Origin of the sequence: Escherichia sp. TW14182, from assembly GCF_000208525.1 — a bacterium.
GTDB lineage: Bacteria > Pseudomonadota > Gammaproteobacteria > Enterobacterales > Enterobacteriaceae > Escherichia > Escherichia ruysiae.
This window is the reverse complement of record NZ_AEJZ01000055.1, coordinates 1-25,774: the sequence shown is the minus strand read 5'-3', so window position 1 is coordinate 25,774 and position 25,774 is coordinate 1. Positions and strand designations below refer to the sequence as shown.

25 protein-coding genes and 1 pseudogene are annotated in these 25,774 nt (G+C 50.8%); 11 read left to right on the top strand and 15 right to left on the bottom strand.

Annotation, left to right across the window (positions count from 1 at the left end; genetic code table 11):
• From EQY_RS27425 to EQY_RS0105595, 6 genes and pseudogenes are all read left to right on the top strand, one after another.
• Positions 1-85, top strand: a pseudogene (locus tag EQY_RS27425) (3'-5' exonuclease); the annotation flags it as partial.
• A 61-nt stretch (positions 86-146) separates the two neighbouring features.
• A complete protein-coding gene (locus EQY_RS0105615; protein WP_000003742.1) occupies positions 147-416 on the top strand; it encodes an excisionase in 270 nt (89 codons plus the stop codon).
• Positions 385-1,503: a phage integrase Arm DNA-binding domain-containing protein gene (locus tag EQY_RS0105610; protein ID WP_010353640.1), complete on the top strand. Its 1,119-nt coding sequence runs from the start codon at positions 385-387 to the stop codon at positions 1,501-1,503. Before EQY_RS0105615 ends, EQY_RS0105610 begins: the two co-directional genes overlap by 32 nt.
• 166 nt (positions 1,504-1,669) lie before the next feature.
• Positions 1,670-2,464, top strand: coding sequence for a spermidine/putrescine ABC transporter permease PotC (gene potC / locus EQY_RS0105605; protein WP_000580316.1), 795 nt, complete (start codon positions 1,670-1,672; stop codon positions 2,462-2,464).
• On the top strand, positions 2,461-3,507 hold the full coding sequence (gene potD, locus EQY_RS0105600) for a spermidine/putrescine ABC transporter substrate-binding protein PotD (protein ID WP_000759309.1): 1,047 nt from the start codon (positions 2,461-2,463) through the stop codon (positions 3,505-3,507). Before potC ends, potD begins: the two co-directional genes overlap by 4 nt.
• Before the next feature lie 57 nt (positions 3,508-3,564).
• Entirely contained in the window at positions 3,565-4,026 is a 462-nt protein-coding gene (locus tag EQY_RS0105595; RefSeq protein ID WP_000076384.1) for a DUF3592 domain-containing protein, read from the top strand.
• 163 nt (positions 4,027-4,189) lie between these two features.
• On the opposite strand, the gene cobB is transcribed toward EQY_RS0105595, so the two are convergent.
• From cobB to lolC, 5 genes are read right to left on the bottom strand one after another with little or no spacing between them, the layout of a single operon-like run.
• Positions 4,190-5,011, bottom strand: coding sequence for a Sir2 family NAD+-dependent deacetylase (gene cobB / locus EQY_RS0105590; RefSeq protein WP_000952751.1), 822 nt, complete (start codon positions 5,009-5,011; stop codon positions 4,190-4,192).
• A 15-nt stretch (positions 5,012-5,026) separates the two neighbouring features.
• The gene (nagK, locus tag EQY_RS0105585) at positions 5,027-5,938 is read right to left on the bottom strand and encodes an N-acetylglucosamine kinase (RefSeq protein WP_000291244.1); all 912 of its coding nucleotides are present in this window, start codon (positions 5,936-5,938) and stop codon (positions 5,027-5,029) included.
• Positions 5,939-5,966: 28 nt separating this feature from the next.
• Positions 5,967-7,211 carry a lipoprotein-releasing ABC transporter permease subunit LolE gene (gene lolE, locus EQY_RS0105580; RefSeq protein ID WP_001251371.1) on the bottom strand — a complete coding sequence of 415 codons (1,245 nt, stop codon included), beginning with the start codon at positions 7,209-7,211 and terminating at the stop codon, positions 5,967-5,969.
• Positions 7,211-7,912 (bottom strand): lipoprotein-releasing ABC transporter ATP-binding protein LolD, encoded by a 702-nt coding sequence (gene lolD / locus EQY_RS0105575; RefSeq protein WP_001033695.1) that lies wholly within the window; start codon positions 7,910-7,912, stop codon positions 7,211-7,213. The genes lolE and lolD overlap by 1 nt, the downstream gene beginning before the upstream one ends.
• Positions 7,905-9,104: a lipoprotein-releasing ABC transporter permease subunit LolC gene (gene lolC, locus EQY_RS0105570; RefSeq protein ID WP_000284716.1), complete on the bottom strand. Its 1,200-nt coding sequence runs from the start codon at positions 9,102-9,104 to the stop codon at positions 7,905-7,907. Before lolC ends, lolD begins: the two co-directional genes overlap by 8 nt.
• Positions 9,105-9,367: 263 nt before the next feature.
• Between lolC and EQY_RS0105565 the strand changes: the two genes are divergently transcribed.
• The 3 genes from EQY_RS0105565 (at position 9,368) to ldtC (ending at position 15,118) form a co-directional block, all read left to right on the top strand.
• The gene (locus EQY_RS0105565) at positions 9,368-10,438 is read left to right on the top strand and encodes an acyltransferase family protein (RefSeq protein WP_000810304.1); all 1,071 of its coding nucleotides are present in this window, start codon (positions 9,368-9,370) and stop codon (positions 10,436-10,438) included.
• 127 nt (positions 10,439-10,565) lie between these two features.
• Positions 10,566-14,012 (top strand): transcription-repair coupling factor, encoded by a 3,447-nt coding sequence (mfd, locus tag EQY_RS0105560; protein WP_024212423.1) that lies wholly within the window; start codon positions 10,566-10,568, stop codon positions 14,010-14,012.
• Between the two features lie 143 nt (positions 14,013-14,155).
• Positions 14,156-15,118, top strand: coding sequence for a L,D-transpeptidase LdtC (ldtC, locus tag EQY_RS0105555; RefSeq protein ID WP_077629643.1), 963 nt, complete (start codon positions 14,156-14,158; stop codon positions 15,116-15,118).
• 80 nt (positions 15,119-15,198) lie between these two features.
• Here ldtC and bhsA read toward each other — a convergent pair whose 3' ends face one another.
• Entirely contained in the window at positions 15,199-15,456 is a 258-nt protein-coding gene (gene bhsA, locus EQY_RS0105550; protein ID WP_000800131.1) for a multiple stress resistance protein BhsA, read from the bottom strand.
• A 240-nt stretch (positions 15,457-15,696) separates the two neighbouring features.
• On the opposite strand from bhsA, the gene comR reads away from it, so the two are divergent.
• Positions 15,697-16,329, top strand: a complete 633-nt coding sequence (gene comR, locus EQY_RS0105545) for a TetR family copper-responsive transcriptional repressor ComR (RefSeq protein ID WP_024212422.1) — start codon at positions 15,697-15,699, stop codon at positions 16,327-16,329.
• Between the two features lie 61 nt (positions 16,330-16,390).
• On the opposite strand, the gene EQY_RS0105540 is transcribed toward comR, so the two are convergent.
• From EQY_RS0105540 to hinT, 8 genes are all read right to left on the bottom strand, one after another.
• Positions 16,391-16,930, bottom strand: coding sequence for a glycine zipper 2TM domain-containing protein (locus tag EQY_RS0105540; RefSeq protein WP_024212421.1), 540 nt, complete (start codon positions 16,928-16,930; stop codon positions 16,391-16,393).
• 226 nt (positions 16,931-17,156) lie between these two features.
• Positions 17,157-18,461, bottom strand: coding sequence for an NADH-quinone dehydrogenase (ndh, locus tag EQY_RS0105535; protein WP_000211045.1), 1,305 nt, complete (start codon positions 18,459-18,461; stop codon positions 17,157-17,159).
• A 400-nt stretch (positions 18,462-18,861) separates the two neighbouring features.
• The gene (ycfP, locus tag EQY_RS0105530) at positions 18,862-19,404 is read right to left on the bottom strand and encodes an alpha/beta hydrolase YcfP (RefSeq protein ID WP_000587921.1); all 543 of its coding nucleotides are present in this window, start codon (positions 19,402-19,404) and stop codon (positions 18,862-18,864) included.
• A 22-nt stretch (positions 19,405-19,426) separates the two neighbouring features.
• A complete protein-coding gene (gene nagZ, locus EQY_RS0105525; protein ID WP_000529323.1) occupies positions 19,427-20,452 on the bottom strand; it encodes a beta-N-acetylhexosaminidase in 1,026 nt (341 codons plus the stop codon).
• Positions 20,453-20,462: 10 nt separating this feature from the next.
• On the bottom strand, positions 20,463-21,287 hold the full coding sequence (gene thiK / locus EQY_RS0105520) for a thiamine kinase (protein ID WP_001116778.1): 825 nt from the start codon (positions 21,285-21,287) through the stop codon (positions 20,463-20,465).
• Entirely contained in the window at positions 21,268-21,909 is a 642-nt protein-coding gene (gene lpoB / locus EQY_RS0105515; protein WP_000164436.1) for a penicillin-binding protein activator LpoB, read from the bottom strand. Before lpoB ends, thiK begins: the two co-directional genes overlap by 20 nt.
• A gap of 13 nt (positions 21,910-21,922) precedes the next feature.
• Complete coding sequence (locus EQY_RS0105510) at positions 21,923-22,300, bottom strand: YcfL family putative periplasmic lipoprotein (protein ID WP_001225287.1); 378 nt, start codon at positions 22,298-22,300, stop codon at positions 21,923-21,925.
• A 2-nt stretch (positions 22,301-22,302) separates the two neighbouring features.
• Positions 22,303-22,662, bottom strand: coding sequence for a purine nucleoside phosphoramidase (gene hinT / locus EQY_RS0105505; RefSeq protein WP_000807125.1), 360 nt, complete (start codon positions 22,660-22,662; stop codon positions 22,303-22,305).
• A gap of 333 nt (positions 22,663-22,995) precedes the next feature.
• Here hinT and fhuE point away from each other — a divergent pair, with 333 nt between their 5' ends.
• Positions 22,996-25,185 (top strand): ferric-rhodotorulic acid/ferric-coprogen receptor FhuE, encoded by a 2,190-nt coding sequence (gene fhuE, locus EQY_RS0105500; RefSeq protein ID WP_000953403.1) that lies wholly within the window; start codon positions 22,996-22,998, stop codon positions 25,183-25,185.
• A gap of 59 nt (positions 25,186-25,244) precedes the next feature.
• Here fhuE and EQY_RS0105495 read toward each other — a convergent pair.
• On the bottom strand, positions 25,245-25,774 hold a 530-nt coding region (locus tag EQY_RS0105495), incomplete at its 5' end, for a glucose PTS transporter subunit EIIB (RefSeq protein ID WP_000310323.1).

Here is a 25,774-nt window from a genome sequence, read left to right as displayed (position 1 = left end):
CCATGCGCTGGATGATGCCCGTCACCAGGCGAAATACGTTACAGCCACGATACAAAAACTGATCCCGAATCAGACTGATTTTTAATGTTCAACCGTCGCCAGTTGTAGTTGGTATTCTGCAACTGGCGCGTTCCGGAGTGATAACCATGAGCGAACAGTACCTGATAACGCTCGATGAGTGGAAACCCAAACGGTTCAGTCTCCCAATAACAAACACTACCCTGGTGAAATACGGAAAACTTGGATACATCGTACCAAGACCACAAAAAATTCGTGGACGTTGGCTGATAGATCGCCGGGCAGTATTTGTTGGACCTGGTGAAACGGGAATTGCGCCGGAAATTCATACTGGCGATGATGATGCACTGAAGGAGATTTTAACTCATGTCACCGAGGCCACGAAAAAACAGCACTGACGTAGCCGGTCTTTACGAAAAGTTTGATCGCAGAACTGGCAGAGTTTACTACCAGTATAAAAACCCTGTGACTGGAAAATTTCACGGACTCGGAACAGACAAAGGCAAAGCTGAAAGAATCGCTTCCACAGCCAATCAGCGAATAGCTGCAGCAGAAGCCGAATATTTCATGCGCAAAATTGATGAAAGCCCGTCAGCAACAAAACGTCGGGGTATCAGATTAAAGGCATGGGTTGATCGATATCTGAAAATACAGGACGCGCGGCTGAAAAATGGAGATATTGCAGCTACAACCCACAAAGAAAAAGCGCGAATGGCTGCATTCCTGGTTTCCCGTCTGGGAAACCACCCATTGAAAGAACTGGAAGTAAGAGACTTTGCATTAATACTGGACGAGTGGCTGGATAAAGACATGGTCAGCACAGCGAGAGTAAATCGCGGATTATGGGTTGATATTTATAAAGAAGCACAGCATGCAGGGGAAGTCCCTCCCGGATGGAATCCTCCGGAGGCTACCCGTAAACCGATCCCTAAAGTAACCAGAGCCAGGCTCACTCTGGAAGACTGGCAAAAAATTTACAACGCAACGCCTGAAAAACACTTTATCCGTAACGCAATGCTTCTTGCGATTGTTACTGGCCAGCGCCGTGATGATATTTGCCACATGCGTTTTTCAGATGTGTGGAACGATCACCTGCATATTACCCAGGGAAAAACTGGAATGCGTCTTGCGTTACCGCTTACGCTACGCTGTGATGCCATCGGGATATCGCTAAAAGAAGTGATTAATGGATGCAGGGACAAAATATTGAGTCCATACCTGATTCATAGTCGGCACCAGAAACAACCAAAACCAATGAGTAAAGACAACCTGAGCGATTACTTTGCCAAAGCGCGGGATCTGGCTGGAATAATTCCACCAGCCGGAAAAACACCGCCAACATTTCATGAACAACGCTCTCTATCAGAACGGCTGTACCGTGCACAGGGTATCGATACAAAAACATTACTAGGACATAAAATCCAGGCAACCACCGATCGCTATAACGATACTCGAGGTCAGGAATGGGTTAAGTTGGTTATTTGACAAACACCATATGAAATATCCGTCACCATCTCAGGAAAAAAGTGTTGTAAAATGCGTGGCCTAGTTTTGGGGAAACGTTTTGGAGAGATTTTGGAGAAAGGAAAAAATTGAATAAATTCAAAATCCTGAAAGTGCTCCACCTTATGAATAAGAAGGTGGAACTCGAATGATCGGTCGACTGCTTCGCGGCGGTTTTATGACCGCTATCTACGCGTACCTGTATATCCCAATCATTATTTTGATTGTGAACTCCTTTAACAGCTCGCGCTTTGGCATCAACTGGCAGGGTTTTACCACCAAATGGTATAGCCTGCTGATGAACAACGACAGCCTGTTACAGGCAGCGCAGCATTCACTAACAATGGCGGTGTTTTCGGCGACGTTTGCTACGCTTATCGGTTCACTGACGGCAGTTGCACTGTACCGTTATCGCTTTCGTGGTAAGCCGTTCGTTAGCGGAATGCTGTTTGTGGTGATGATGTCACCAGATATCGTGATGGCGATTTCGCTGCTGGTGCTGTTTATGCTGCTGGGTATTCAGCTTGGCTTCTGGTCGCTGCTGTTCTCGCATATCACCTTCTGCCTGCCATTTGTGGTGGTGACAGTGTATTCGCGCCTGAAAGGTTTTGATGTGCGGATGCTGGAAGCGGCGAAAGATCTCGGCGCCAGCGAATTTACCATTCTACGGAAAATCATTTTGCCACTGGCAATGCCAGCTGTGGCTGCGGGCTGGGTGCTAAGCTTTACCCTGTCGATGGACGATGTGGTAGTTTCGTCGTTTGTCACCGGACCGAGCTATGAAATTCTGCCGTTAAAAATTTATTCGATGGTCAAAGTCGGCGTATCGCCGGAAGTTAACGCGCTGGCAACCATATTACTGGTGCTGTCGCTGGTAATGGTAATTGCCAGCCAGCTTATTGCTCGTGATAAAACGAAAGGTAACACAGGGGACGTTAAATGAAAAAATGGTCACGCCACCTGCTCGCGGCGGGTGCTCTGGCACTGGGCATGAGCGCCGCTCACGCCGATGACAACAACACGCTGTATTTCTACAACTGGACCGAGTACGTGCCGCCAGGACTGCTTGAACAGTTCACCAAAGAAACCGGTATTAAGGTTATCTATTCGACTTACGAGTCGAATGAAACCATGTACGCAAAACTGAAAACGTACAAAGACGGTGCCTATGACCTGGTGGTTCCTTCAACCTATTACGTCGATAAAATGCGTAAAGAAGGGATGATCCAGAAGATCGATAAGTCGAAGTTAAGCAACTTCAGCAACCTCGATCCAGACATGCTCAACAAGCCGTTTGACCCGAATAATGACTACTCCATTCCGTATATCTGGGGTGCGACGGCGATTGGCGTTAACGGTGATGCGGTGGATCCGAAGTCTGTTACCAGCTGGGCCGATCTCTGGAAGCCTGAGTACAAAGGCAGCCTGCTGCTGACCGATGATGCCCGTGAAGTATTCCAGATGGCACTGCGTAAGCTAGGCTACTCCGGTAACACCACCGATCCGAAAGAGATTGAAGCTGCATATAACGAGCTGAAAAAACTGATGCCAAACGTGGCAGCGTTTAACTCCGATAACCCGGCTAACCCGTACATGGAAGGCGAAGTTAACCTCGGCATGATCTGGAACGGTTCTGCTTTCGTTGCGCGCCAGGCGGGTACACCAATTGACGTGGTGTGGCCGAAAGAAGGCGGCATTTTCTGGATGGACAGCCTGGCGATCCCGGCAAATGCCAAAAACAAAGAAGGCGCACTGAAACTGATCAACTTCCTGCTTCGCCCGGATGTGGCAAAACAGGTTGCGGAAACTATCGGTTATCCAACGCCAAACCTTGCGGCACGTAAGCTGTTAAGCCCGGAAGTGGCGAATGATAAAACGCTCTACCCGGATGCTGAAACTATTAAAAATGGTGAATGGCAGAATGACGTTGGCGCAGCCAGCAGCATTTATGAAGAGTATTATCAGAAGCTGAAAGCAGGACGTTAATTCAGCAAACGGGCGGAGGTATTACCGCCCGTTTTTTATTTAGCAAGGATGTGACATATGAGTCAGGACAGTACCGTTTTATCCCGCTCTTTCGTCGGTATTGGTTTGGTACTGCTCGTTATTTCTGTTGTTATATTTTACAACCAGTTCACCTATACCAAAAATGCGATGCATACCGAAGGGGTCATTGTTGATGCCGTCTGGTACAACAATCATTCAAACGACGTCGGTGATAATGGTTCCTGGTATCCAGTGGTTGCCTTTCGCCCTACACCAGATTACACGCTAATTTTTAATTCAAATATTGGTAGTGATTTTTATGAAGATAGCGAAGGTGACAAAGTCAATGTCTATTATCCGCCAGGGCATCCAGAAGAAGCCGAAATAAACAATCCCTGGGTTAATTTTTTTGAATGGGGCTTTGTTGGCATAGCAGGCATTATTTTCGGTGGTATCGGTCTGATAATCATGGTCCCCTCCTCTAAAAAATCACGCAGGAACAGGAAGTCCCGCCCATGAAAAAATTCATACGAGTAAAAGTTAAAAGAGGCCGATAAAGTGCGCGTGTATTATGCCGGATGCGGCGTTAACGCCTTATCAGGCCTACAAAACCCGCAAATTCAATTAATTGCGCCCTATCGTAGGCCTGATAAGCGTAGCGCATCAGGCAATTACTCCTGATTTATAATCCCTTCAGCAACTTTTCAACAAACTCTGGCACCACCTGGCTTGCCGGGCCGTAATATTTCTCGGCAAATTCGTTACCAACCTGGCTCGGCTCAAGATTGAGTTCCACGGTGTGCGCGCCATGCAATTTTGCTTCATGAACAAAACCGGCCGCCGGATAAACATGCCCGGATGTGCCAATGGCAATGAAAATATCCGCCATCGCCAGTGCCATATAAATTTCATCCATGCCAAGCGGCATTTCGCCAAACCACACCACGTGCGGGCGCAGCGGAGCCGGAAACTGGCAGCAATGACATTTATCTTCTGGCGTAACATCACCAGTCCAGTCGAGAACCAGCCCGCTTTGCGAACAACGTACTTTCAGCAATTCTCCATGCATATGAATCACATTGGTATTGCCTGCGCGTTCATGCAGGTTATCGATATTCTGCGTCACCAGCAAAAAGCGGTCGCCGAGGGCATCTTGCAGTTTAGCCAGCGCAAGATGCGCGGCGTTAGGCTGTATTTCTGGCTGCTGTAACTGTCGGCGACGAGCGTTATAAAACGCTTGCACCAGTTCAGGGTCGCGATCAAAGCCCTCTGGCGTCGCAACATCTTCAACACGATGTTCTTCCCACAGGCCATCTGCGGCGCGAAAGGTACGAATACCTGATTCCGCAGAAATACCAGCCCCTGTCAGTACGAGTACTCTTGGTTTTTCCATTGCTTCCGACACCACTTTATCTCTGAAAAAAATACGCTGACGTAAACGCTCGCGCAGGCGGCGTTTATTTTTACGAAAACGACTTAACCGATGACCCCGACGCGACAGCATAGCAACCTCTGTTGTTTAATCGGTTAGATGTAGGAAGGCAGCTCCACGCATTCCGCCTGCATCACCGTGGCGCGCGCGTTCAATGCGCGGAACACGAGCTACAGGTAAGAGATGACGAGGCAGCCTGTCCGCCAGTTGCGTTGTGATTGCCGGGAAATTGGATAAACCACCGCCAATGACCACCAGATCAGGGTCAATAATGGTCAGGATGTTTCCCAGACAAACCGCTAATAGATCCAGATAACGCTCAACATGCGCCCTTGCCTGCTCATCGCCTTGATCATAAAGCGCAATAATTTCGGGAGCCTGCAACGGTTGATGATAATAGTGTTGATACAGCCACGCAAAACCGCGACCAGACAGATAATTTTCAATGCAGCCATGCTGACCACAGCCGCAGCGGCGTAATGGGAAATCAAGCCCCATCATGGTTAACGCATCGACCGGCAGACGCATATGACCAAACTCGCCGGTAATATAGCTTTTACCCGTCACCGCTTTACCGTTAAACACCAGTCCACCGCCAACGCCAGTGCCGAGAATTAACCCCATCACCAGCGGATATTGGGTAAATTCATCATCCCAGGCTTCAGAAAGGGCAAAACAGTTCGCGTCATTATCAAGTCGCACATCGCGCTCAAGACGTGCGCTCAGGTCGGCACGCAGCGGTTTACCGCTGGCAGCGGGGACATTGGCGGCATACAGCGTGCCATCTTCTGTTTCCGGCATTCCCGGAATACCGATGCCGACAGAACCTTTACAGCCAAAACGCTGATCGGCTTCGACGACCAGCTCGCACACTGCATCTAAAAATGCGTCATAGCTGTCACGCGGTGTCGGCACCCGCTTTTCCCACTGCAATTGCCGACTGCGATCAAATACGCCAAGCGCAATTTTTGTTCCACCAATATCAAACCCGTAATACATTGCCGCTCCTTGTTTTAATGTACTGCCTTTACTGGCCGCTAAGGACTCGCGCAGGGTCAATATTGCTGGCGCGCCGCGCCGGATACCAACTTGCCAAAAGACTCAGCAACAATGCTGTGACCAGTACGTAGAAGACATCCAGCCAGTGCAATTCCGATGGCAGGAAGTCAATAAAATAGATATCGCTGGAGAGGAACTGATGACCGATCAGCTTTTCAATCCACTCGATGATCGGAGTAAGTTGCAGCGAAACCACTACGCCGATAATCACACCACACAAGCTGCCGAACAACCCTGCCAGTAATCCATACCAGACAAAAATGGCGCGAATTAAACCGTCTTTCGCGCCCAGCGTTCTTAATACTGCGATATCGCCACTCTTGTCTTTTACCGCCATCACTAAAGTGGAGACGATGTTGAAACAGGCTACGCCAATCACCAGTACCATCGCCAGATACATAATGGCGCGGATCATCTGGATATCACGATACATATAGCCGTAAGTGCCGATCCAGCTCTTGATATAAACATAGCTATTGGTCACTTCGCCCGCGTCACGCACCAGTTTGTTGGCGTTAAATACATCCGTCATTTTAAGGGCAATACCTGACACACTGGAACCCATATCAAGATATTGTTGGGCATCCGCCAGCGGGATCATGGCAAAACTGTGATCGAGTTGACCGCTCAGCTGCAAAATTCCGGCAATTTGCAAGCGCACACGTTTTGGCTGCATCAGTTTATGCTCGGGATTCGAATTTGGGATCATGATCGACACCCAATCGCCCTGCTTCACTTTTAACGCATCCGCTACGCCTTTGCCGATAATAATCTGCTGCTCACCGGCTTTAAAATTGTTCCAGGCATCACCCTGAACAAACGAGGGCAGCGCACTTAGGCGCTGTTCCTGTTGCGGATCAACCCCTTTAACCTGAAGCGCGCGCAGATTTGCTCCGCTTTCCACCAGCCCCGTGAAATTGATATACGGCGCAGCAGCGGCAATACCTGGCACTTTTTGCACGTTATCCAGTGCTTCCTGCCAGTTAGTCCACGGCTGATCCACTGCTTCAATTTCGCCATGCGGTACTACCGCCAGAATGCGGTTATTCAGTTCACGTTCAAAGCCGTTCATCGCGCTTAAGCCGACGATCAATACCGCCACGCCAAGTGCAATGCCAATGGTAGAAATGACGGAGATCAGCGACACCATGCCGCCACGCCGCCGTCCGCGACTAAAACGCAGACCAATTAATAACGATAAAGGCATCGCCATTACTCCGCCCCCATCAGGCTCAGTTCCGCCGTCAGACGACCATCACGCATTTCTAACTGGCGGCTCATACGTTTCGCCAGTTGCAGGTCGTGAGTAACCACCAGGAAGGCGGTGCCCTGCAAGCGATTCAACTCCCCAAGCAACTGGAAGATGCTATCGGCGTTACGTGCGTCAAGGTTACCGGTAGGTTCATCTGCCAGTACCAGACGCGGGTTATTGACCAGCGCACGGGCAATCGCCACACGCTGACGTTCGCCGCCGGAAAGTTCGGATGGACGGTGATTCGCGCGATGCTCCAGCCCCACCGCTTTTAACATTTCCAACGCTCGACTGTTGATTTCAGCGGGCTTTTTCTTGCCAATCAGCAGCGGCATAGCTACGTTTTCCAGGGCGGTAAAATCCGGTAGCAGGTGGTGAAACTGATAAATAAAGCCCAGCTTCTGGTTGCGCAGTTCTGCTTTTGCCGCCGACGACAGTTTGCTCATCGGCTGACCGTTAAAAATCACATCGCCGGAAGTTGGCGTATCCAGCCCGCCCAGCAGGTGCAGTAAGGTACTTTTACCGGAACCTGAGCTGCCGACGATAGCCATCATTTCGCCTTCACCCACGCTGAAACTGACATTGTGCAGCACGTCGGTTTGCACACTGCCTTCCTGATAGCGTTTGCACAGGTTGTCGCATTGCAACAGGATCTTATTCATAACGTAAAGCCTCAGCGGGTTGTGTGGCGGCAGCGCGCCAGGAAGGGTAAAGCGTAGAAAGCAGCGCGATAGCCATCGCCACCAGCGCAATAATAATGACCTGTAAAGGTTCGATAGCGACCGGCAGCGCCGCGCCATCAAGCAGGACGCCGATTATCGGCATCAGATTATTCAACTGGCTGGCAAGCAGCGCACCAAGCGCCGCTCCGAGGATTGCACCGATAATCCCGGCGCTGGCACCCTGTACCATAAAGACCATCATGATTTGTCGCGGAGTTAAACCTTGCGTTTGCAAAATCGCCACTTCGCCCTGCTTCTCCATCACCATCAGCCCCAGCGAGGTAATAATGTTAAACGCCGCAACGGCGACAATCAGGCTCAGCAGCAAGCCCATCATATTTTTTTCCATACGCACGGCCTGGAACAGCTCACCTTTACGGTCGCGCCAGTCCTGCCATTTACTGCCTTCTGGCAGTTTTTGCTGGCTTAACGAATCCACTTTCAGCGGCTCATCCAGCCACAGACGCCAGCCGGTGATATTACCTGCCGGATAACGCATCAGACGCGAGGCATCCTCAATATTCACCAGCATTTCATAGCCGTCGACTTCACTGTTGGCGGCAAAAGTGCCAATCACATTGAACAGACGCTGACTTGGAATACGCCCCATCGGCGTGAACTGGCTGGCGGAAGGCACCATCACGCGGATTTGGTCGCCGCGATTGACACCTAACTGTGAGGCAAGCTGTTCACCGAGGATGACATTATATTTCCCCGGCTCGAGGTTGGCTTGCTTCACATTGACCAGATACGGGGTTAGCGGATCTTTTTGCGCCGGATCGATACCTAGCATGACGCCTACCGCCACGCTGCGTGCGCTTTGCAGCACCACATCACCAGTAGTGATAGGCGCGACGCGATTTACGCCGTCCAGTTTGACTGCCGATTCCGGGAGTTTCTGCGGGTTAAGAGAGCCCTGCTCCGAAGAGAGGATCGCCTGTGGCATCAGGCCAAGGATGTTGTTTTGCAGCTCGCGCTCAAAGCCGTTCATCACTGACAATACTGTGACCAGCGCCATCACCCCGAGGGTAATGCCGATGGTAGAAAGCCAGGAGACGAAACGACCGAAGCGATCCGCTGCACGCCCACGCATGTAACGCAGGCCAATAAATAGAGCGACAGGTTGGTACATGAAATCCGTCTGGTTGCTGTTAGCAAAGACACGAGTATATAAGCGAAAGCAGGATGGGTAAACGCCTGAACTGTAAGTGATCATCAGGGCTAATCTGAAAAGCATCCATAAATCAATCGGCTAAATTGCCATATTTTACCAGCAGGCTTGCAGCCTGATCTTAATCTGAAAAATCATCTAATACAGACAGATACCCATTACACCTCGGTTAATAACCAGCAGGATCAGTTGTTGGTAAATTAATAAAAGAGCGTGTTGTTCTGATGAAACAAAAAGAACTATGGATTAACCAGATCAAAGGGTTATGCATCTGTCTGGTGGTGGTTTATCACTCGGTCATTACCTTTTATCCGCATATGACCACTTTTCAGCATCCGTTATCGGAAGTCCTGAGCAAATGCTGGATCTATTTCAATCTTTATCTTGCACCCTTTCGTATGCCGGTTTTTTTCTTTATCTCCGGCTATTTGATTCGCCGCTATATCGACAGTGTGCCGTGGGGAAATTGTCTCGATAAACGGATCTGGAGCATCTTCTGGGTGCTGGCGCTGTGGGGTATCGTCCAGTGGCTGGCGCTGAGCGCACTGAATCAGTGGCTGGCACCTGAGCGCGATTACAGCAATGCCTCAAATGCTGCTTATGCCGATTCCACCGGTGAGTTCCTGCACGGGATGATCACCGCCAGCACCAGCTTGTGGTATCTGTATGCTTTAATTGTCTATTTCGTGGTGTGTAAAATTTTTAACCGCCAGGCGCTGCCATTATTCGCCCTGTTTGTACTGATGAGTGTGGCTGTTAATTTCGTTCCCACGCCGTGGTGGGGAATGAACAGTGTGATCCGCAATTTGCCTTATTACAGCCTTGGCGCTTGGTTTGGCGCAACATTAATGACCTGTGTTAAAGAAGTACCGTTGCGCCGCCATCTGCTGATGTCTTCGCTGCTGGCCGTTCTGGCGGTCAGTGCCTGGTTGTTTAACGTGTCGCTACTCCTGTCGCTGGTATCGATTGTGGTGATCATGAAGCTGTTTTATCAGTACGAGCAGCGTTTCGGTATGCGCTCCTCCAGCCTGCTGAATGTGATTGGTTCCAACACCATTGCCATCTACACCACCCATCGCATTCTGGTAGAGATATTCAGCTTGAGTCTGATTCCGCAAATGAACGCAGCACGCTGGTCGCCGCAACTCGAACTGACGCTCCTGCTGGTTTACCCCTTTGTCAGTTTGTTGATTTGTACTGTTGCTGGCTTGTTGGTACGCAAAATTTCACAACGCGCATTCAGCGATCTGTTGTTCTCCCCGCCTTCTCTGCCTGCAACCAGTTACTCTCGCTAAGCCATCGCCCCAGCCGGGGCGATTCAATTTGCTAAACCATGTCGATTCCGGATAATGAACAGCATTGCTTATCAGAGATATGCCCCCATATGTTGAGGCATATCCTAACGAGAATCTGACAACCGTTATGCCTGAACAATATCGTTATACGCTGCCCGTCAAAGCGGGTGAACAGCGTCTGCTGGGCGAGTTAACCGGCGCTGCCTGTGCGACGCTGGTAGCGGAAATTGCCGAACGTCACGCCGGACCGGTGGTGCTCATCGCACCAGATATGCAAAATGCTCTGCGTTTGCATGATGAAATCAGCCAGTTCACCGACCAGATGGTGATGAATCTGGCGGACTGGGAAACCCTCCCTTACGACAGTTTTTCGCCTCATCAGGATATTATCTCCTCGCGTCTTTCCACTCTTTACCAGTTACCAACAATGCAGCGTGGTGTACTGATTGTTCCGGTGAATACGCTTATGCAGCGCGTTTGCCCGCACAGTTTTCTCCACGGTCATGCGCTGGTGATGAAAAAAGGTCAGCGCCTGTCACGAGATGCATTGCGTACCCAACTGGACAGCGCCGGTTATCGCCATGTTGATCAGGTAATGGAGCACGGTGAATACGCCACGCGCGGTGCGTTGTTGGATCTCTTCCCGATGGGGAGTGAGTTGCCTTATCGTCTTGATTTCTTTGATGATGAAATCGACAGCCTGCGAGTATTTGATGTCGATAGCCAGCGCACGCTGGAGGAAGTTGAAGCCATCAACCTACTGCCCGCACACGAATTTCCGACCGATAAAGCGGCAATTGAACTGTTCCGCAGTCAGTGGCGTGATTCTTTCGAAGTAAAACGCGATCCAGAACATATTTATCAACAAGTGAGCAAAGGCACATTGCCTGCCGGGATCGAGTACTGGCAACCGCTGTTCTTCAGCGAACCGTTGCCGCCACTGTTCAGTTATTTCCCTGCAAATACACTGCTGGTGAATACTGGCGATCTGGAAAACAGTGCCGAACGTTTCCAGGCTGACACGCTGGCGCGTTTTGAGAATCGCGGCGTCGATCCGATGCGTCCACTACTGCCGCCACAATCGCTCTGGCTGCGGGTCGATGAACTGTTCTCAGAGCTGAAAAACTGGCCGCGTGTACAGCTAAAAAATGAACATTTACCGACAAAAGCAGCGAATGCCAATTTAGGCTTTCAGAAACTGCCAGACCTTGCCGTTCAGGCGCAGCAAAAAGCCCCGCTGGATGCGCTGCGTAAATTTCTTGAATCTTTCGACGGCCCGGTGGTGTTCTCGGTAGAAAGTGAAGGTCGCCGTGAAGCACTCGGTGAACTGCTCGCCCGTATTAAAATTGCTCCGCAACGCATTATGCGCCTCGATGAGGCCAGCGACCGTGGGCGTTATCTGATGATTGGCGCTGCCGAACATGGTTTTGTCGATACGGTGCGTAATCTGGCACTGATTTGCGAAAGCGATCTGCTCGGTGAACGCGTTGCCCGTCGTCGTCAGGATTCTCGCCGCGCCATCAACCCCGATACACTGATCCGCAACCTCGCGGAACTGCATATTGGTCAGCCGGTGGTGCATCTGGAGCACGGTGTCGGGCGCTATGCCGGAATGACCACGCTGGAAGCTGGTGGCATTACCGGCGAGTATCTGATGCTCACCTATGCCAACGACGCCAAACTGTATGTTCCGGTGTCGTCGCTGCATCTGATTAGCCGTTACGCGGGTGGCGCGGAAGAAAATGCCCCGCTGCATAAACTTGGCGGCGATGCGTGGTCACGCGCTCGGCAGAAAGCGGCAGAAAAAGTGCGTGATGTGGCGGCGGAATTGCTGGATATCTACGCTCAACGCGCCGCCAAAGAGGGTTTCGCGTTTAAACACGATCGTGAGCAATATCAATTGTTCTGCGACAGCTTCCCCTTCGAAACCACGCCGGATCAGGCGCAGGCCATTAATGCGGTGCTTAGCGACATGTGTCAGCCGCTGGCAATGGATCGTCTGGTGTGCGGCGATGTTGGCTTTGGTAAAACAGAAGTAGCGATGCGCGCCGCTTTCCTGGCGGTAGAGAACCACAAGCAGGTGGCGGTGCTGGTGCCAACAACTCTGCTCGCGCAGCAGCATTACGACAACTTCCGCGACCGTTTCGCCAACTGGCCGGTACGCATCGAAATGATCTCCCGTTTCCGCAGCGCCAAAGAGCAGACGCAAATCCTTACGGAAGTGGCGGAAGGGAAAATCGATATTCTGATCGGTACGCACAAACTGCTGCAAAGTGACGTCAAGTTTAAAGATTTAGGCCTGCTGATTGTCGATGAAGAACACCGCTTCGGGGTGCGTCATAAAGAGCGCATTAAAGCGATGCGCGCGAACGTGGATATTCTGACACTTACCGCAACGCCGATCCCACGAACGCTGAATATGGCGATGAGCGGAATGCGCGATCTGTCGATTATCGCCACGCCGCCCGCTCGTCGTCTGGCAGTTAAAACCTTTGTCCGTGAGTATGACAGTCTGGTGGTCAGAGAGGCTGTCCTGCGTGAAATTCTGCGCGGGGGACAGGTTTATTATCTCTACAATGATGTGGAAAACATTCAGAAAGCCGCCGAACGGCTGGCAGAACTGGTGCCAGAAGCGCGGATCGCCATCGGTCACGGGCAGATGCGTGAGCGCGAACTGGAACGGGTGATGAATGATTTCCATCATCAGCGTTTTAACGTGCTGGTTTGTACCACAATTATCGAAACCGGGATCGACATCCCTACCGCCAACACCATTATTATTGAACGCGCAGATCACTTCGGTCTGGCGCAACTACACCAGTTGCGCGGCCGCGTCGGACGTTCGCATCACCAGGCATATGCATGGCTGCTGACGCCGCACCCGAAAGCGATGACTACCGATGCGCAAAAACGTCTCGAAGCGATTGCTTCTCTGGAAGACCTTGGCGCGGGCTTTGCGCTGGCAACGCACGATCTGGAGATTCGCGGCGCCGGTGAACTGCTCGGCGAAGAACAAAGTGGCTCGATGGAAACTATCGGTTTCTCGCTTTATATGGAGTTGCTGGAAAACGCCGTCGATGCACTGAAAGCCGGACGCGAGCCGTCGCTCGAAGATCTCACCAGCCAGCAAACGGAAGTCGAACTGCGGATGCCGTCGCTGTTGCCGGATGACTTCATTCCTGATGTAAATACCCGTCTGTCGTTCTATAAACGTATTGCCAGCGCCAAAACGGAAAGCGAGCTGGAAGAGATCAAAGTCGAACTTATCGATCGCTTCGGCCTGCTGCCGGATCCGGCGCGTACCCTGCTGGATATTGCCCGTCTGCGCCAGCAAGCGCAGAAACTGGGGATCAAGAAGCTGGAAGGTAATGAGAAAGGCGGCGTGATCGAATTTGCCGAGAAGAATCACGTTAATCCGGCCTGGTTGATTGGTTTGCTGCAAAAACAGCCGCAGCATTACCGCCTTGATGGTCCGACGCGTCTGAAATTTATTCAGGATTTGAGTGAGCGGAAAACGCGTATCGAATGGGTACGCCAGTTTATGCGTGAACTGGAAGAGAACGCGATCGCTTAATGGTAAATCGGGGGCGTTTCTGCGCCCCCATCTGCAACATTTACAAATTCTTTGCACTTCCCTGCACTATCCGACACTGTCACCATCCATAATTCAGGCTTATCTGTTTATTACAATAACCTTATATTTATTATGGATTTTTGGTGATGATCAAAACGCGTTTTTCTCGCTGGCTAACGTTTTTTACGTTCGCCGCTGCCGTGGCGCTGACGCTACCGGCAAAAGCCAACACCTGGCCGCTGCCGCCTGCGGGCAGTCGTCTGGTGGGCGAAAACAAATTTCATGTGGTGGAAAATGACGGCGGTTCGCTGGAAGCGATCGCCAAAAAATATAACGTCGGTTTCCTCGCTCTGTTACAGGCTAATCCCGGCATTGATCCGTATGTACCGCGCGCAGGCAGTGTGTTAACCATTCCATTGCAAACTTTACTGCCAGACGCGCCGCGTGAAGGCATTGTGATCAACATTGCGGAGTTGCGTCTCTATTACTACCCACCGGGCAAAAATTCAGTGACCGTGTACCCCATCGGCATTGGTCAGTTGGGGGGTGACACGCTGACGCCGACAATGGTGACTACCGTTTCGGACAAGCGTGCAAACCCAACCTGGACGCCGACTGCAAACATCCGCGCCCGTTATAAAGCCCAGGGGATTGAGCTTCCACCAGTCGTTCCGGCAGGACCGGATAACCCGATGGGCCATCATGCGATTCGTCTGGCGGCCTATGGCGGTGTCTATTTGCTTCACGGTACGAACGCCGATTTCGGTATTGGTATGCGGGTAAGTTCTGGCTGTATTCGTCTGCGTGATGACGATATCAAAACACTTTTCAGCCAGGTCAGCCCCGGCACCAAAGTGAACATTATCAACACGCCGATTAAAGTCTCCGCCGAGCCAAACGGCGCACGTCTGGTGGAAGTGCACCAGCCGCTGTCAGAGAAGATAGATGACGATCCGCAATTGTTGCCGATTACGCTCAACAGTGCGATGCAGGCATTTAAAAATGCTGCGAAAACTGACGCCGAAGTGATGCAGCACGTAATGGACGTGCGTTCCGGAATGCCGGTTGATGTGCGTCGTCATCAAGTGAATCAGCAAACGCTGTAAATCGCGGACAAAAAAATCCCCGCAGCACAGGGTGTTGCGGGGAAATAGCAGCAATAACAGGCATTAATGAGGGTTAATGCTTATTTATAAATTACTGCCGTTCCGTGGAGGGTATTCGGACCGGTTACTGAAGTAATACGGAAAGATTTTGCGCCCATCTCATCTGCTTTTTGTGCCAGTTGTTCTTCCAGCGATCCCAGATTTGTCCCCGCGTTAGCACTGATAGTGCCCACTTTTTGTTGACCTTCTGGTGTTGCCTGAACTTCGACAGCCGCAAAGCTGGCAAATGACATGGAGCTTAAAATCGCCGCAGCGATGAGGTTTTTTACATTTTTCATAATAGTGACCTTATGCAGATGAATAGCGTCGCAAGCAATTACTTAACGATCGATAACTAAATGATAGATGTGATCTTGATCACATACAAGATGTTTTTTATAACAATCATTAATTAAATTAAAACCCTTTAAATTTCAGTTAAATAGAGGAAATTTATTTTTCTGTCTTCTGGACTGGTGAACGGAAGTGATTATTTTTATAATAACCGTTCATTCACAGCTACAAGGTACAACGGCATCATGGCAACTGACTCAACACATTGTGTAAAAAAAAGCCGTGGTCGCCCAAAAGTGTTCGACAGGGAAGCCGCGCTTGATAAGGCCATGAAGTTGTTCTGGCAGCATGGTTATGAAGCCACTTCTCTTGCCGATCTCGTCGAAGCGACCGGAGCCAAAGCGCCAACGCTATATGCGGAGTTCACCAATAAAGAGGGATTATTCCGCGCCGTACTTGATCGCTATATCGACCGTTTTGCCGCAAAGCACGAAGCACAACTGTTTTGTGAAGAGAAAAGTGTGGAGTCTGCGCTGACTGACTATTTCGCTGCCATCGCCAACTGCTTTACCAGCAAAGACACCCCTGCTGGCTGCTTTATGATCAACAACTGCACCACGCTCTCCCCGGATTCAGGAGATATCGCCAATACGTTGAAATCACGCCACGCGATGCAAGAACGCACCTTGTATCAGTTTTTATGTCAACGCCAGGCGCGCGGGGAAATCCCTGCCCACTGTGACGTAACGCATCTGGCGGAATTCCTTAACTGTATTATTCAGGGGATGTCGATCAGCGCCCGCGAAGGCGCATCGCTGGAAAAACTGATGCAGATTGCCCGAACCACTTTGCGTTTATGGCCGGAACTGGTGAAATAAAGCGCAAAAAAAGCCCCTCAGCCTGAGCGAATGAGGGGCTAAATTGCAGAGTACAGCCTTGTTATACTTTGTTATTCAGAACCAGTTGTCCGTTGTTATCTAATTGGATTTGTGTACCCGGATCGCGGTCCATACGGATTTTGCCCTGCTGATCGCCAATCTTATAGGTCACGTCATAGCCGAGCATTTTTTCTGACTTGTCATACACCGTTTTACAACGCTGTTGGGTGGTGGTGTAAGTATCACGTTCCTGGAGAGAGCCCTGAATCTGGTTACCAGCATATCCACCACCAAGCGCCCCGACGACTGTAGCAACATCCTTACCGCGACCACCGCCAAACTGATGCCCTATCACCCCACCAGCCACAGCGCCCAGAACCGAACCCGCAATGCGATTTTCATCCTGCACCGGTCGGCGATGAGTCACTGTGACATTGCGGCACTCCTGGCGCGGTGTTTTAACCGTTTCCTTGATTGGGATTGCAGAAACAACCTGAGCGTATTGCGGGCCACGTTCAAACACGTTCAGGCTGGCCACTGCCGCTACGCCCAGCGCAGCCGCGACACCAATCCCGATACCCGCCAACATTGATTTATTCACGGGAACACCTCCTTCTTTGCAGTTATGTTAATCATGCAAGCGAAGGGGTGAAACAACCATCAGACAGAAGATGAAAAGCGCAGGAATGGCAGGAAATACTTAAGGATTCGGAGGAGTCTGAGGGAATGCCTGATGCGACGCTTAACGCGTCTTATCAGGCCTGCCGCTCATACTATTTATCCTGGGCGGATAAGGCATTTACGCCGCATCCGCCAGTACAAGTTGATTAATGCAGTTTCAAACGCGGACGGATAACGCGGTTGATACTCCCCACCAGCATCATTAATCCGGTTTTAAAGTAACCATGTAGCGCAATCTGATGCATTCGGTACAGCGAGATATACACAAAGCGCGCAATACGTCCTTCAATCATCATTGAGCCGCGCGTCAGGTTACCCATCAGGCTACCGACGGTAGAGAAGTTCGACAGCGATACCAGCGAACCGTGATCTTTATACTGATAATTTTTCAGCGGTTTGCCATTCATCTGCGCCAGAATATTGTTCATTGCGCAGGTAGCCATCTGGTGTGCGGCCTGAGCGCGCGGCGGAACAAAACCCCCTTCCGGACGCGGGCATGACGCACAGTCGCCAATAGCATAAATGTCTGGATCGCGCGTGGTTTGCAGCGTCGGTTCCACCACCAGCTGGTTGATACGGTTGGTCTCCAGCCCACCAATATCCTTCAGGAAATCTGGCGCTTTGATCCCGGCAGCCCACACCATCAGATCAGCCTCAATATATTCGCCATCTTTAGTGTGCAGCCCCCCTTCATCGGCGCTGGTGACCATGGTTTGCGTCAGCACGCGAACGCCCAGTTTCGTTAACTCATTGTGGGCGGCAGCAGAGATACGTGGCGGCAGCGCAGGCAAAATACGTTCGCCCGCTTCTACCAGCGTTACGTTCAACGCTTCGTTGGTCAGGCCTTTGTAACCGTAGCTGTGCAGTTGCTTGACGGCGTTGTGCAATTCAGCGGAGAGTTCTACACCCGTCGCGCCGCCGCCAACAATCGCAATATTCACTTTGCCATTCGCGCCCAGGTTGGCGGAGTATTTCAGGAACAGATTCAGCATCTCCTGATGGAAACGACGCGCCTGATGCGGGTTATCGAGGAAAATACAGTTCTCTTTTACACCCGGCGTATTGAAATCGTTAGAGGTGCTGCCCAGCGCCATCACCAGCGTGTCATAGGCGATTTTACGTTCCGGAACCAGCAGTTCACCTTTTTCGTCGCGCAGTTCTGCAATAGTGATTGTTTTCGCTTCACGATCAATATCAATTACGGAACCCAGCTGGAACTGAAAACCATGATTACGCGCATGAGCCAGGTAGCTCAGTGCATCGACGCCTTCATCAAGCGAGCCAGTCGCCACTTCGTGCAGCAGCGGTTTCCACAGGTGGCTGTGGTTACGATCGACCAGCGTAATTTTGGCTTTTTTCTTACGTCCCAGCTTATGTCCAAGCTGTGTCGCCATTTCCAGCCCACCAGCACCGCCGCCGACAATCACAATTTTTTTCAATGGCGTAGTCAACGTGACCCCCTTAAATTTATTAACCAATTGTTAATTAATGGTTACATGCATAGCCCTTAATTAACAGCAGGTTACAGCAATGAAAATGTTCTTCGCTATTGAGAATAACATGAATGGTGCATTGGTCATACCAAAATTGATGTTAATCAAGTTTTGTTGCTGAAAAGATAGGCGACTTTACCGGGTGAGATCAAAAAACAGAGTTTATTGTTTATTATTTAAGCGGACTCGGGAGAGTGAGGCGTATATAGAGGGCAGTTGGTGGGCCTGATAAGATGCGCAGCATCGCATCAGGCATTGGTACACGGCTGTCGGATGTGGCGTGGACGCTTCATCCAACCTACAGAATCCGGGGCGCATCAGATATAGGCAAGGTTACCTGATGCGACCGAGGATAGCTTTAACCGAGGGTTTTGAACGCCTTAATGCGCTGCAAATGCGGAGAGATATTTTTGAATTTGTGCGTCTGATCTTCGTCCCAGACAATCTCGTAATAATGATGCAACTCTTCAGATGTCCGCTGACTATTAAGCGCCTCATCATTACGCGACAATATCACCAGACAACGATCGCGATTCTTCTCGCGGAAGTTAGTCACACATTTAGTCGCGATGTCGGCGTACTCTTCCGGGCGATCAATCTTCCCTTCCATGTTCTCGTAAGGGAACAAATTAGGGTTGAAGATCACCTGGCGGATATCACAGAGAAAACCAATCCGTTCCGCCCAGTATCCGCCCAGACCAACGCCGCAAATTAGCGGGCGCTCGTCGACGTTCAGTTGCAGCATTTTGTCTACTTCTTTGAGCAGATGCTGCATATCGTGTTTCGGATGCAGAGTGCTGTAGCTTATCAAGCGCACATCCGGGTCAATAAACTGCAATTGTAAAACTTTCTCGTGGTTACCCGGACTGTTAGAGTCAAAACCGTGTAAATAGATAATCATCGCTTCCTCACATAAGCCAGGGTTAGTGACCTGCTTTCTCTTCCTGCCAGCGTTCATGTAACTGATTCAGACGGGCGCTGATCTCTTTCCAGCGAGCCGAGTCCATCAGCTCCTGTCGCGAAAATGAACCTTTATGATACAAACGTGTAACACGCTCTGCCTTGATCGGTGACAGATTATCTAACACGCTGACGGCCCCTTTACGATTATTGCAGACCAGGATCATATCGCAACCCGCATCCAGTGATGCCTGCCCACGTTCGGCATAACTGCCCATAATCGCGGCACCTTCCATCGATAAATCGTCTGAGAAAATCACGCCGTCAAACCCCAGCTCCTGACGTAAAACAGTTTTCAACCAGTAGGGAGAACCGCTAGCCGGACGCGGATCAACATCGCTGTAGATCACATGCGCAGGCATAATGGCGTCGAGTTTATTTTCGCGAATTAACGTACTGAAGACCGACATATCTTTGGCGCGAATTTCCGCTTGCGGACGTGGGTCGCACGGTGTCTCTTTGTGCGAATCTGCCGTTACTGCACCGTGGCCAGGAAAATGTTTACCGGTGCTTTTCATTCCGGCTTCATGCATACCATCAATAAACTGGCTGGCGATTGCGAGGGCTTTTTCGGGATCGGCATGGTAAGAACGCTCGCCAATCGCCGCGCTAATGTGCCCTACGTCCAGCACGGGTGCAAAGCTGATATCAATATCCATGGCGATCATTTCGCTGGCCATCAACCAGCCTGCCTCTTGCGCCAGTTTGCCGCCTTCTTCCATTCCCAACAGCGCAGCGAATGATTGCGCCGCTGGCAAGCGGGTAAAACCTTCACGAAAACGCTGCACTCGCCCACCTTCCTGATCCACCGCCACCACCAGATGATTGCGCGAAGCTGTGCGGATTTGGCGCACCAGTTCGCGTAATTGCGCAGGATCATGATAGTTACGCGTAAAGAGAATCAGCCCTCCCACCAGCGGGTGCGCCAGTATTTCACGCTCTTCCGCGTCCAGTTCGTAACCTTCAACATCCAACATTACTGGCCCCACACTGCTCTCCTTATTGTTTTATTGATAGCTGCCGCCAGGTGTCATCGGCAAGCCTGATAAATTGTTGATCGCCGGTTTGTTGCCAACGGTACTCAAACCACCCTGCTTTGAGCATCAGCAACCAGGGAAACCAGCGCCTGACCTGACGCCATAATTGCGCCGGATTAATCTTCGCCCGCGCGGCATAGTCATTGACCAATTGCCGATGCTGGTGAGTATTTTCCACCCACACCGCCGCCAGTTCCAGCGCGATATCGCCATCACCGGCATACTCCCAGTCAATGAGTTTTAACCCTGACTCACTATGCACTAAGTTTCCGGCATGAACATCCATATGCAATGGGCTTAAGCGTAATGGCTGTGGTTCCCGTATTTTGCGCAGACGTTTTAATAGTCGCAGCCAATCCGCTGTCCGCCGCGCTGGATCGCTTCGCTGCCAGTACCGTTCCAGTAACGGTAGCAGGGTTATTCGCCAGCCAAAACGCGGTTGTTGATGCAGATAATACAGCAAGCCTGCCAGTTCGTCGGTATCCGGCAATTGCGTTTTTACCTCACCGGGCAAATAGTCGACCACCATCCAGCCACGGAGATAGAGATGTGGCTTCGGTGCAAGGTATGCCGGCAATCGTGATAACGCCCGATACTGGCGCAGAAACACGGACTGCGGTGCATCAGGATCGTGAGTCTGACGCACAACGAAACGCAGATCCTGATGTTCAATGAGAAAACTCCCGCCGCTAAGTCCATGATTAAACGTCGCGACGGGATGATACTGCGGGAAATAGCGCGACAATAATTCGTCGCGCGTGATGGGATTATTGTTGCTGAACGGCACCTTTACCTGACCAGATAATTTCACCCGTCTGCACCAGCATGAGTTGCATTTGCAGGGTCGGTGCGTTGACGTTACCAGAGGCACTGGAGTACAGCACATAATGAGCGCCGACGTTACGGGCAATGCCAATCGCTTTACTGCGAGTGCCTAAACTGTCCTGCGGCGACAAACCTAACTGCTGTTTGGCCATTGAAAGCTGTTGGGCAGAAACGAGTGTAAATTTACCGTTATTGGCCAGCGCATTACGTAGCGTTTCGGTCGCTTCTCCGGCATTCAGCGAACCGTTAGTACGGTTATTAACGCTATCAACCAGCAGAACGCTGCCTGCGGTCACACCATCAGCCCCAAGCATTTTACTGACCATCGGCTGCATTGCGCCGTTCCAGTCATAATGACGAATATGCGGCGCAGGCGGTGCAGTTTGATCTTCGTGCTCAATTGGCCCTGGCTGCTGCGGGATCGTCGGCACCGATGGCACGGTTGGTACTGGCTGTTGCGGCTCGGCTGGTTGCTCCGGCGCAGGTTTCACCTCTTCTACCGGTGCAGGTTCTCGAGGCCCCACACACCCGGCGAGAAACATCGCCAGCGCGGTGATTAAGGCGTAGCGACTCATTTTTGTCATCAAGATTCACCCCTTACAAATATAGATAAAGTCTGACTTTGTGCGCCCCCAGATAATTGGCGCTGCCGTACAGAGTTACCGCCGAACGTGCGGGAATGGTAACGCTGCGGGGCGTTTCCAGAGGATGCATCTCCAGCCCTCTGGCGTCATACCAGTAAAAACGATAATGAACGGTAACGGGTTCTTGCCTTTCGTTATAAAGCGTCGAGGATGCTGAAGGCTGAATATCAGACATTGAAAGAACGGGCTTTTCTGCACTGATGCCCGCAGCCAGAAGAGATGACTCCATCACCAGCGACTGTTCTTCATTCACCGGAATTTCCGGATGTGAACGACACCCCACCAGCAATAACAACGCCAGAGACACCAGCCCAAAGCATCCTTTTCTCATCGTTACAGACCTTTATGCGCCAGCATTGGGCCAAGAGGACGGCCACCCAGCAAGTGCATATGGATGTGGTACACCTCTTGCCCGCCATGGCGGTTGGTGTTCATGATCAGACGATAGCCATCTTCGGCAATGCCTTCTTGCTCAGCAATTTTTGCCGCTACGGTGATCATGCGTCCCAGCGCCTGCTCATGCTCGGCAGAGACGTCGTTCACGGTAGGAATCAGGATATTAGGAATGATGAGAATATGCGTTGGCGCTTGCGGCGAAATATCGCGAAACGCCGTTACCAGATCATCCTGGTAGACGATATCGGAGGGGATCTCACGACGAATAATTTTGCTGAAAATAGTTTCTTCTGCCACGACATTTTCCTTTTTTAAATAGCCATGCGTTGCGCCATGCTACGCCGCGCCACACTGCGAGTATAGAGTATGGTCGAGTTAAACCCGCTCTTTCAACCTTAACCCACGATTTATTAAGCAAAAAACCGTTTTACTGCCGCATACATCGCCATTATTCCCCTTTATGCCTATGAATGAACCGAAAACACACTTTCTCTTTGGTTTACATGTTAAATATGAATGCGTATATTTCTCATTTGCATTACCATGAAGAATTATTAGCGCGCTAAATATAAACGCTCATCACCTTCCTCTGGAATGAGCCTGACTACAACATAAATCAAGAGATTTCAGATGCTTTCGACACAATTTAACAGGGATAATCAGCATCAAGCCGCAGCCACGCCGTCGCTGCTCGCAGCCTGCATTGCTCTGGCCTTATTTCCTTCCTCCACTCTGGCCGTGCCAACCGCCGAAGAAACGGTGATTGTTGAGGGAGCAACCAATGCTCCAGTTGATGACGAAAATGATTACAGCGTAACGTCTACCTCTGTAGGTACTAAAATGCAGATGACCCAACGTGATATTCCACAGTCGGTCACTATTGTCAGCCAGCAGCGAATGGAAGATCAACAACTGCAAACGCTGGGCGAAGTGATGGAAAATACCCTCGGGATTAGCAAAAGCCAGGCTGACTCTGACCGTACCCTCTATTATTCGCGTGGATTCCAGATCGATAACTATATGGTCGATGGTATTCCCACCTATTTTGAATCACGCTGGAATCTGGGCGATGCACTCACTGATATGGCGTTGTTCGAGCGTGTAGAAGTGGTGCGTGGCGCGACCGGGCTAATGACCGGTACTGGCAATCCTTCTGCAGCGATTAATATGGTTCGCAAACATGCCACCAGCCGTGAATTTAAAGGCGATGTCTCGGCGGAATACGGAAGCTGGAACAAAGAACGGTATGTGGCGGATTTACAAAGTCCGCTCACGGAAGATGGTAAAGTCCGCGCGCGAATTGTCGGCGGCTATCAGAACAACGATTTATGGCTGGATCGCTACAACAGCGAAAAAACTTTCTTCTCCGGCATTGTAGATGCTGATTTGGGCGAGCTGACCACGCTTTCTGCCGGTTATGAATATCAACGTATTGATGTTAATAGCCCAACCTGGGGTGGCCTGCCACGCTGGAATACCGATGGCAGCAGCAACAGTTACGATCGCGCCCGCAGCACCGCGCCTGACTGGGCGTATAACGACAAAGAGATCAACAAAGTCTTTCTGTCACTGAAGCAACGATTTGCCGATACCTGGCAGGCAACGCTGAATGCCACCCATTCCGAAGTCGAATTTGATAGCAAAATGATGTATGTCGACGCCTACGTAAATAAAGCAGATGGAACGCTGGTGGGACCATATGGCAGCTATGGCCCCGGATTTGATTATGTGGGCGGCACTGGCTGGAACAGTGGCAAACGTAAAGTTGACGCGCTGGATCTGTTTGCCGACGGTAGTTATGAAGTGTTTGGTCGCCAGCACAATCTGATGCTCGGCGGTAGCTACAGTAAACAAAACAACCGCTATTTCAGCTCCTGGGCCAACGTTTTCCCCAATGAAATTGGCAGTTTCTACAACTTCAACAGTAACTTCCCGCAGACCAACTGGGCACCGCAAAGCCTGGCACAAGACGATACCACACACATGAAATCGTTGTATGCCGCCACCCGCGTCACCCTTGCCGATCCGCTGCATCTGATCCTCGGCGCACGTTATACCAACTGGCGGGTTGATACGCTGACTTACAGCATGGAGAAAAACCACACCACGCCTTATGCTGGTCTGGTGTTTGACATCAATGACAACTGGTCGACCTACGCCAGCTATACCTCTATTTTCCAGCCACAAAATGATCGTGACAGTTCGGGTAAATATCTGGCGCCGATCACCGGTAACAACTACGAACTGGGTCTGAAATCAGACTGGATGAATAGCCGTCTGACCACCACGTTAGCCATCTTCCGTATTGAGCAGGATAATGTCGCCCAGTCCACCGGAATGCCTATCCCCGGCAGTAACGGCGAAACCGCCTATAAAGCGGTGGATGGGACAGTAAGTAAAGGCGTGGAATTTGAACTTAACGGCGCAATTACCGACAACTGGCAACTGACGTTTGGCGCAACGCGCTATCTGGCGGAAGATAACGAAGGGAATGCCGTTAACCCGAATCTGCCGCGTACCACGGTTAAAATGTTTACCAGCTATCGGTTGCCTGTCATGCCAGAGTTGACGGTCGGCGGTGGTGTTAACTGGCAAAATCGCGTGTATACCGACACCGTGACACCGTATGGCACCTTCCGCGTCGAGCAAGGTAGCTACGCGCTGGTGGATCTGTTCACCCGCTACCAGGTGACAAAAAACTTCTCGCTGCAGGGTAACGTCAATAATCTGTTCGATAAAACCGATGACACTAACGTGGAAGGTTCTGTCGTCTACGGCGCACCACGTAATTTTAGTATTACCGGCACGTATCAGTTCTGATTAACACCTGTAAAAAAGGCAGCCATCCGGCTGCCTTAGTCTCCCCAACATTTTACTGATTAGTTGTTGCGGATGTACTCATCCATCTCGGTTTTCAGGTTATCGGATTTAGTACCGAAAATTGCCTGAACACCAGAACCAGCAACCACTACGCCCGCTGCGCCCAGTTTCTTCAGGCCAGCCTGATCCACTTTGGACACATCAGCAACGCTGACGCGCAGACGAGTAATACATGCATCGAGGTTAGTGATGTTTTCTTTACCACCAAATGCGGCAACCAGAGCCGGTGCCATTTCGCTGGTGCCGGTAGCTTTCGCATCTTCAGTTGCGTCTTCACGGCCCGGCGTTTTCAGATCCAGAGCTTTAATCAGCACACGGAAGATGGTGTAGTAAACAATCGCATAACCAATACCGACAATCGGGAACAGCCACAGTTTGCTGCTGTTACCAGACAGTACGATGAAGTCGATCAGGCCGTGTGAGAACGACGTACCGTCGCGCATTCCCAGCAGAATACAGATTGGGAATGCCAGACCAGCCAGTATCGCGTGGATGATGTACAGGATCGGCGCAACGAACATGAAGGAGA

Bases quoted from the DNA above. Each gene is read 5' to 3' on its own strand.
- comR (WP_024212422.1), top strand. From the start codon at position 15,697: ATGGCAACTGACTCAACACATTGTGTAAAAAAAAGCCGTGGTCGCCCA.
- EQY_RS0105610 (WP_010353640.1), top strand. From the start codon at position 385: ATGTCACCGAGGCCACGAAAAAACAGCACTGACGTAGCCGGTCTTTAC.
- EQY_RS0105565 (WP_000810304.1), top strand. From the start codon at position 9,368: ATGAAACAAAAAGAACTATGGATTAACCAGATCAAAGGGTTATGCATC.
- EQY_RS0105595 (WP_000076384.1), top strand. From the start codon at position 3,565: ATGAGTCAGGACAGTACCGTTTTATCCCGCTCTTTCGTCGGTATTGGT.
- lolD (WP_001033695.1), bottom strand. From the start codon at position 7,912: ATGAATAAGATCCTGTTGCAATGCGACAACCTGTGCAAACGCTATCAG.
- ycfP (WP_000587921.1), bottom strand. From the start codon at position 19,404: ATGATTATCTATTTACACGGTTTTGACTCTAACAGTCCGGGTAACCAC.
- lolE (WP_001251371.1), bottom strand. From the start codon at position 7,211: ATGGCGATGCCTTTATCGTTATTAATTGGTCTGCGTTTTAGTCGCGGA.
- lolC (WP_000284716.1), bottom strand. From the start codon at position 9,104: ATGTACCAACCTGTCGCTCTATTTATTGGCCTGCGTTACATGCGTGGG.
- fhuE (WP_000953403.1), top strand. From the start codon at position 22,996: ATGCTTTCGACACAATTTAACAGGGATAATCAGCATCAAGCCGCAGCC.
- lpoB (WP_000164436.1), bottom strand. From the start codon at position 21,909: ATGACAAAAATGAGTCGCTACGCCTTAATCACCGCGCTGGCGATGTTT.
- cobB (WP_000952751.1), bottom strand. From the start codon at position 5,011: ATGCTGTCGCGTCGGGGTCATCGGTTAAGTCGTTTTCGTAAAAATAAA.
- mfd (WP_024212423.1), top strand. From the start codon at position 10,566: ATGCCTGAACAATATCGTTATACGCTGCCCGTCAAAGCGGGTGAACAG.
- potD (WP_000759309.1), top strand. From the start codon at position 2,461: ATGAAAAAATGGTCACGCCACCTGCTCGCGGCGGGTGCTCTGGCACTG.
- EQY_RS0105615 (WP_000003742.1), top strand. From the start codon at position 147: ATGAGCGAACAGTACCTGATAACGCTCGATGAGTGGAAACCCAAACGG.
- nagK (WP_000291244.1), bottom strand. From the start codon at position 5,938: ATGTATTACGGGTTTGATATTGGTGGAACAAAAATTGCGCTTGGCGTA.
- bhsA (WP_000800131.1), bottom strand. From the start codon at position 15,456: ATGAAAAATGTAAAAAACCTCATCGCTGCGGCGATTTTAAGCTCCATG.
- EQY_RS0105510 (WP_001225287.1), bottom strand. From the start codon at position 22,300: ATGAGAAAAGGATGCTTTGGGCTGGTGTCTCTGGCGTTGTTATTGCTG.
- potC (WP_000580316.1), top strand. From the start codon at position 1,670: ATGATCGGTCGACTGCTTCGCGGCGGTTTTATGACCGCTATCTACGCG.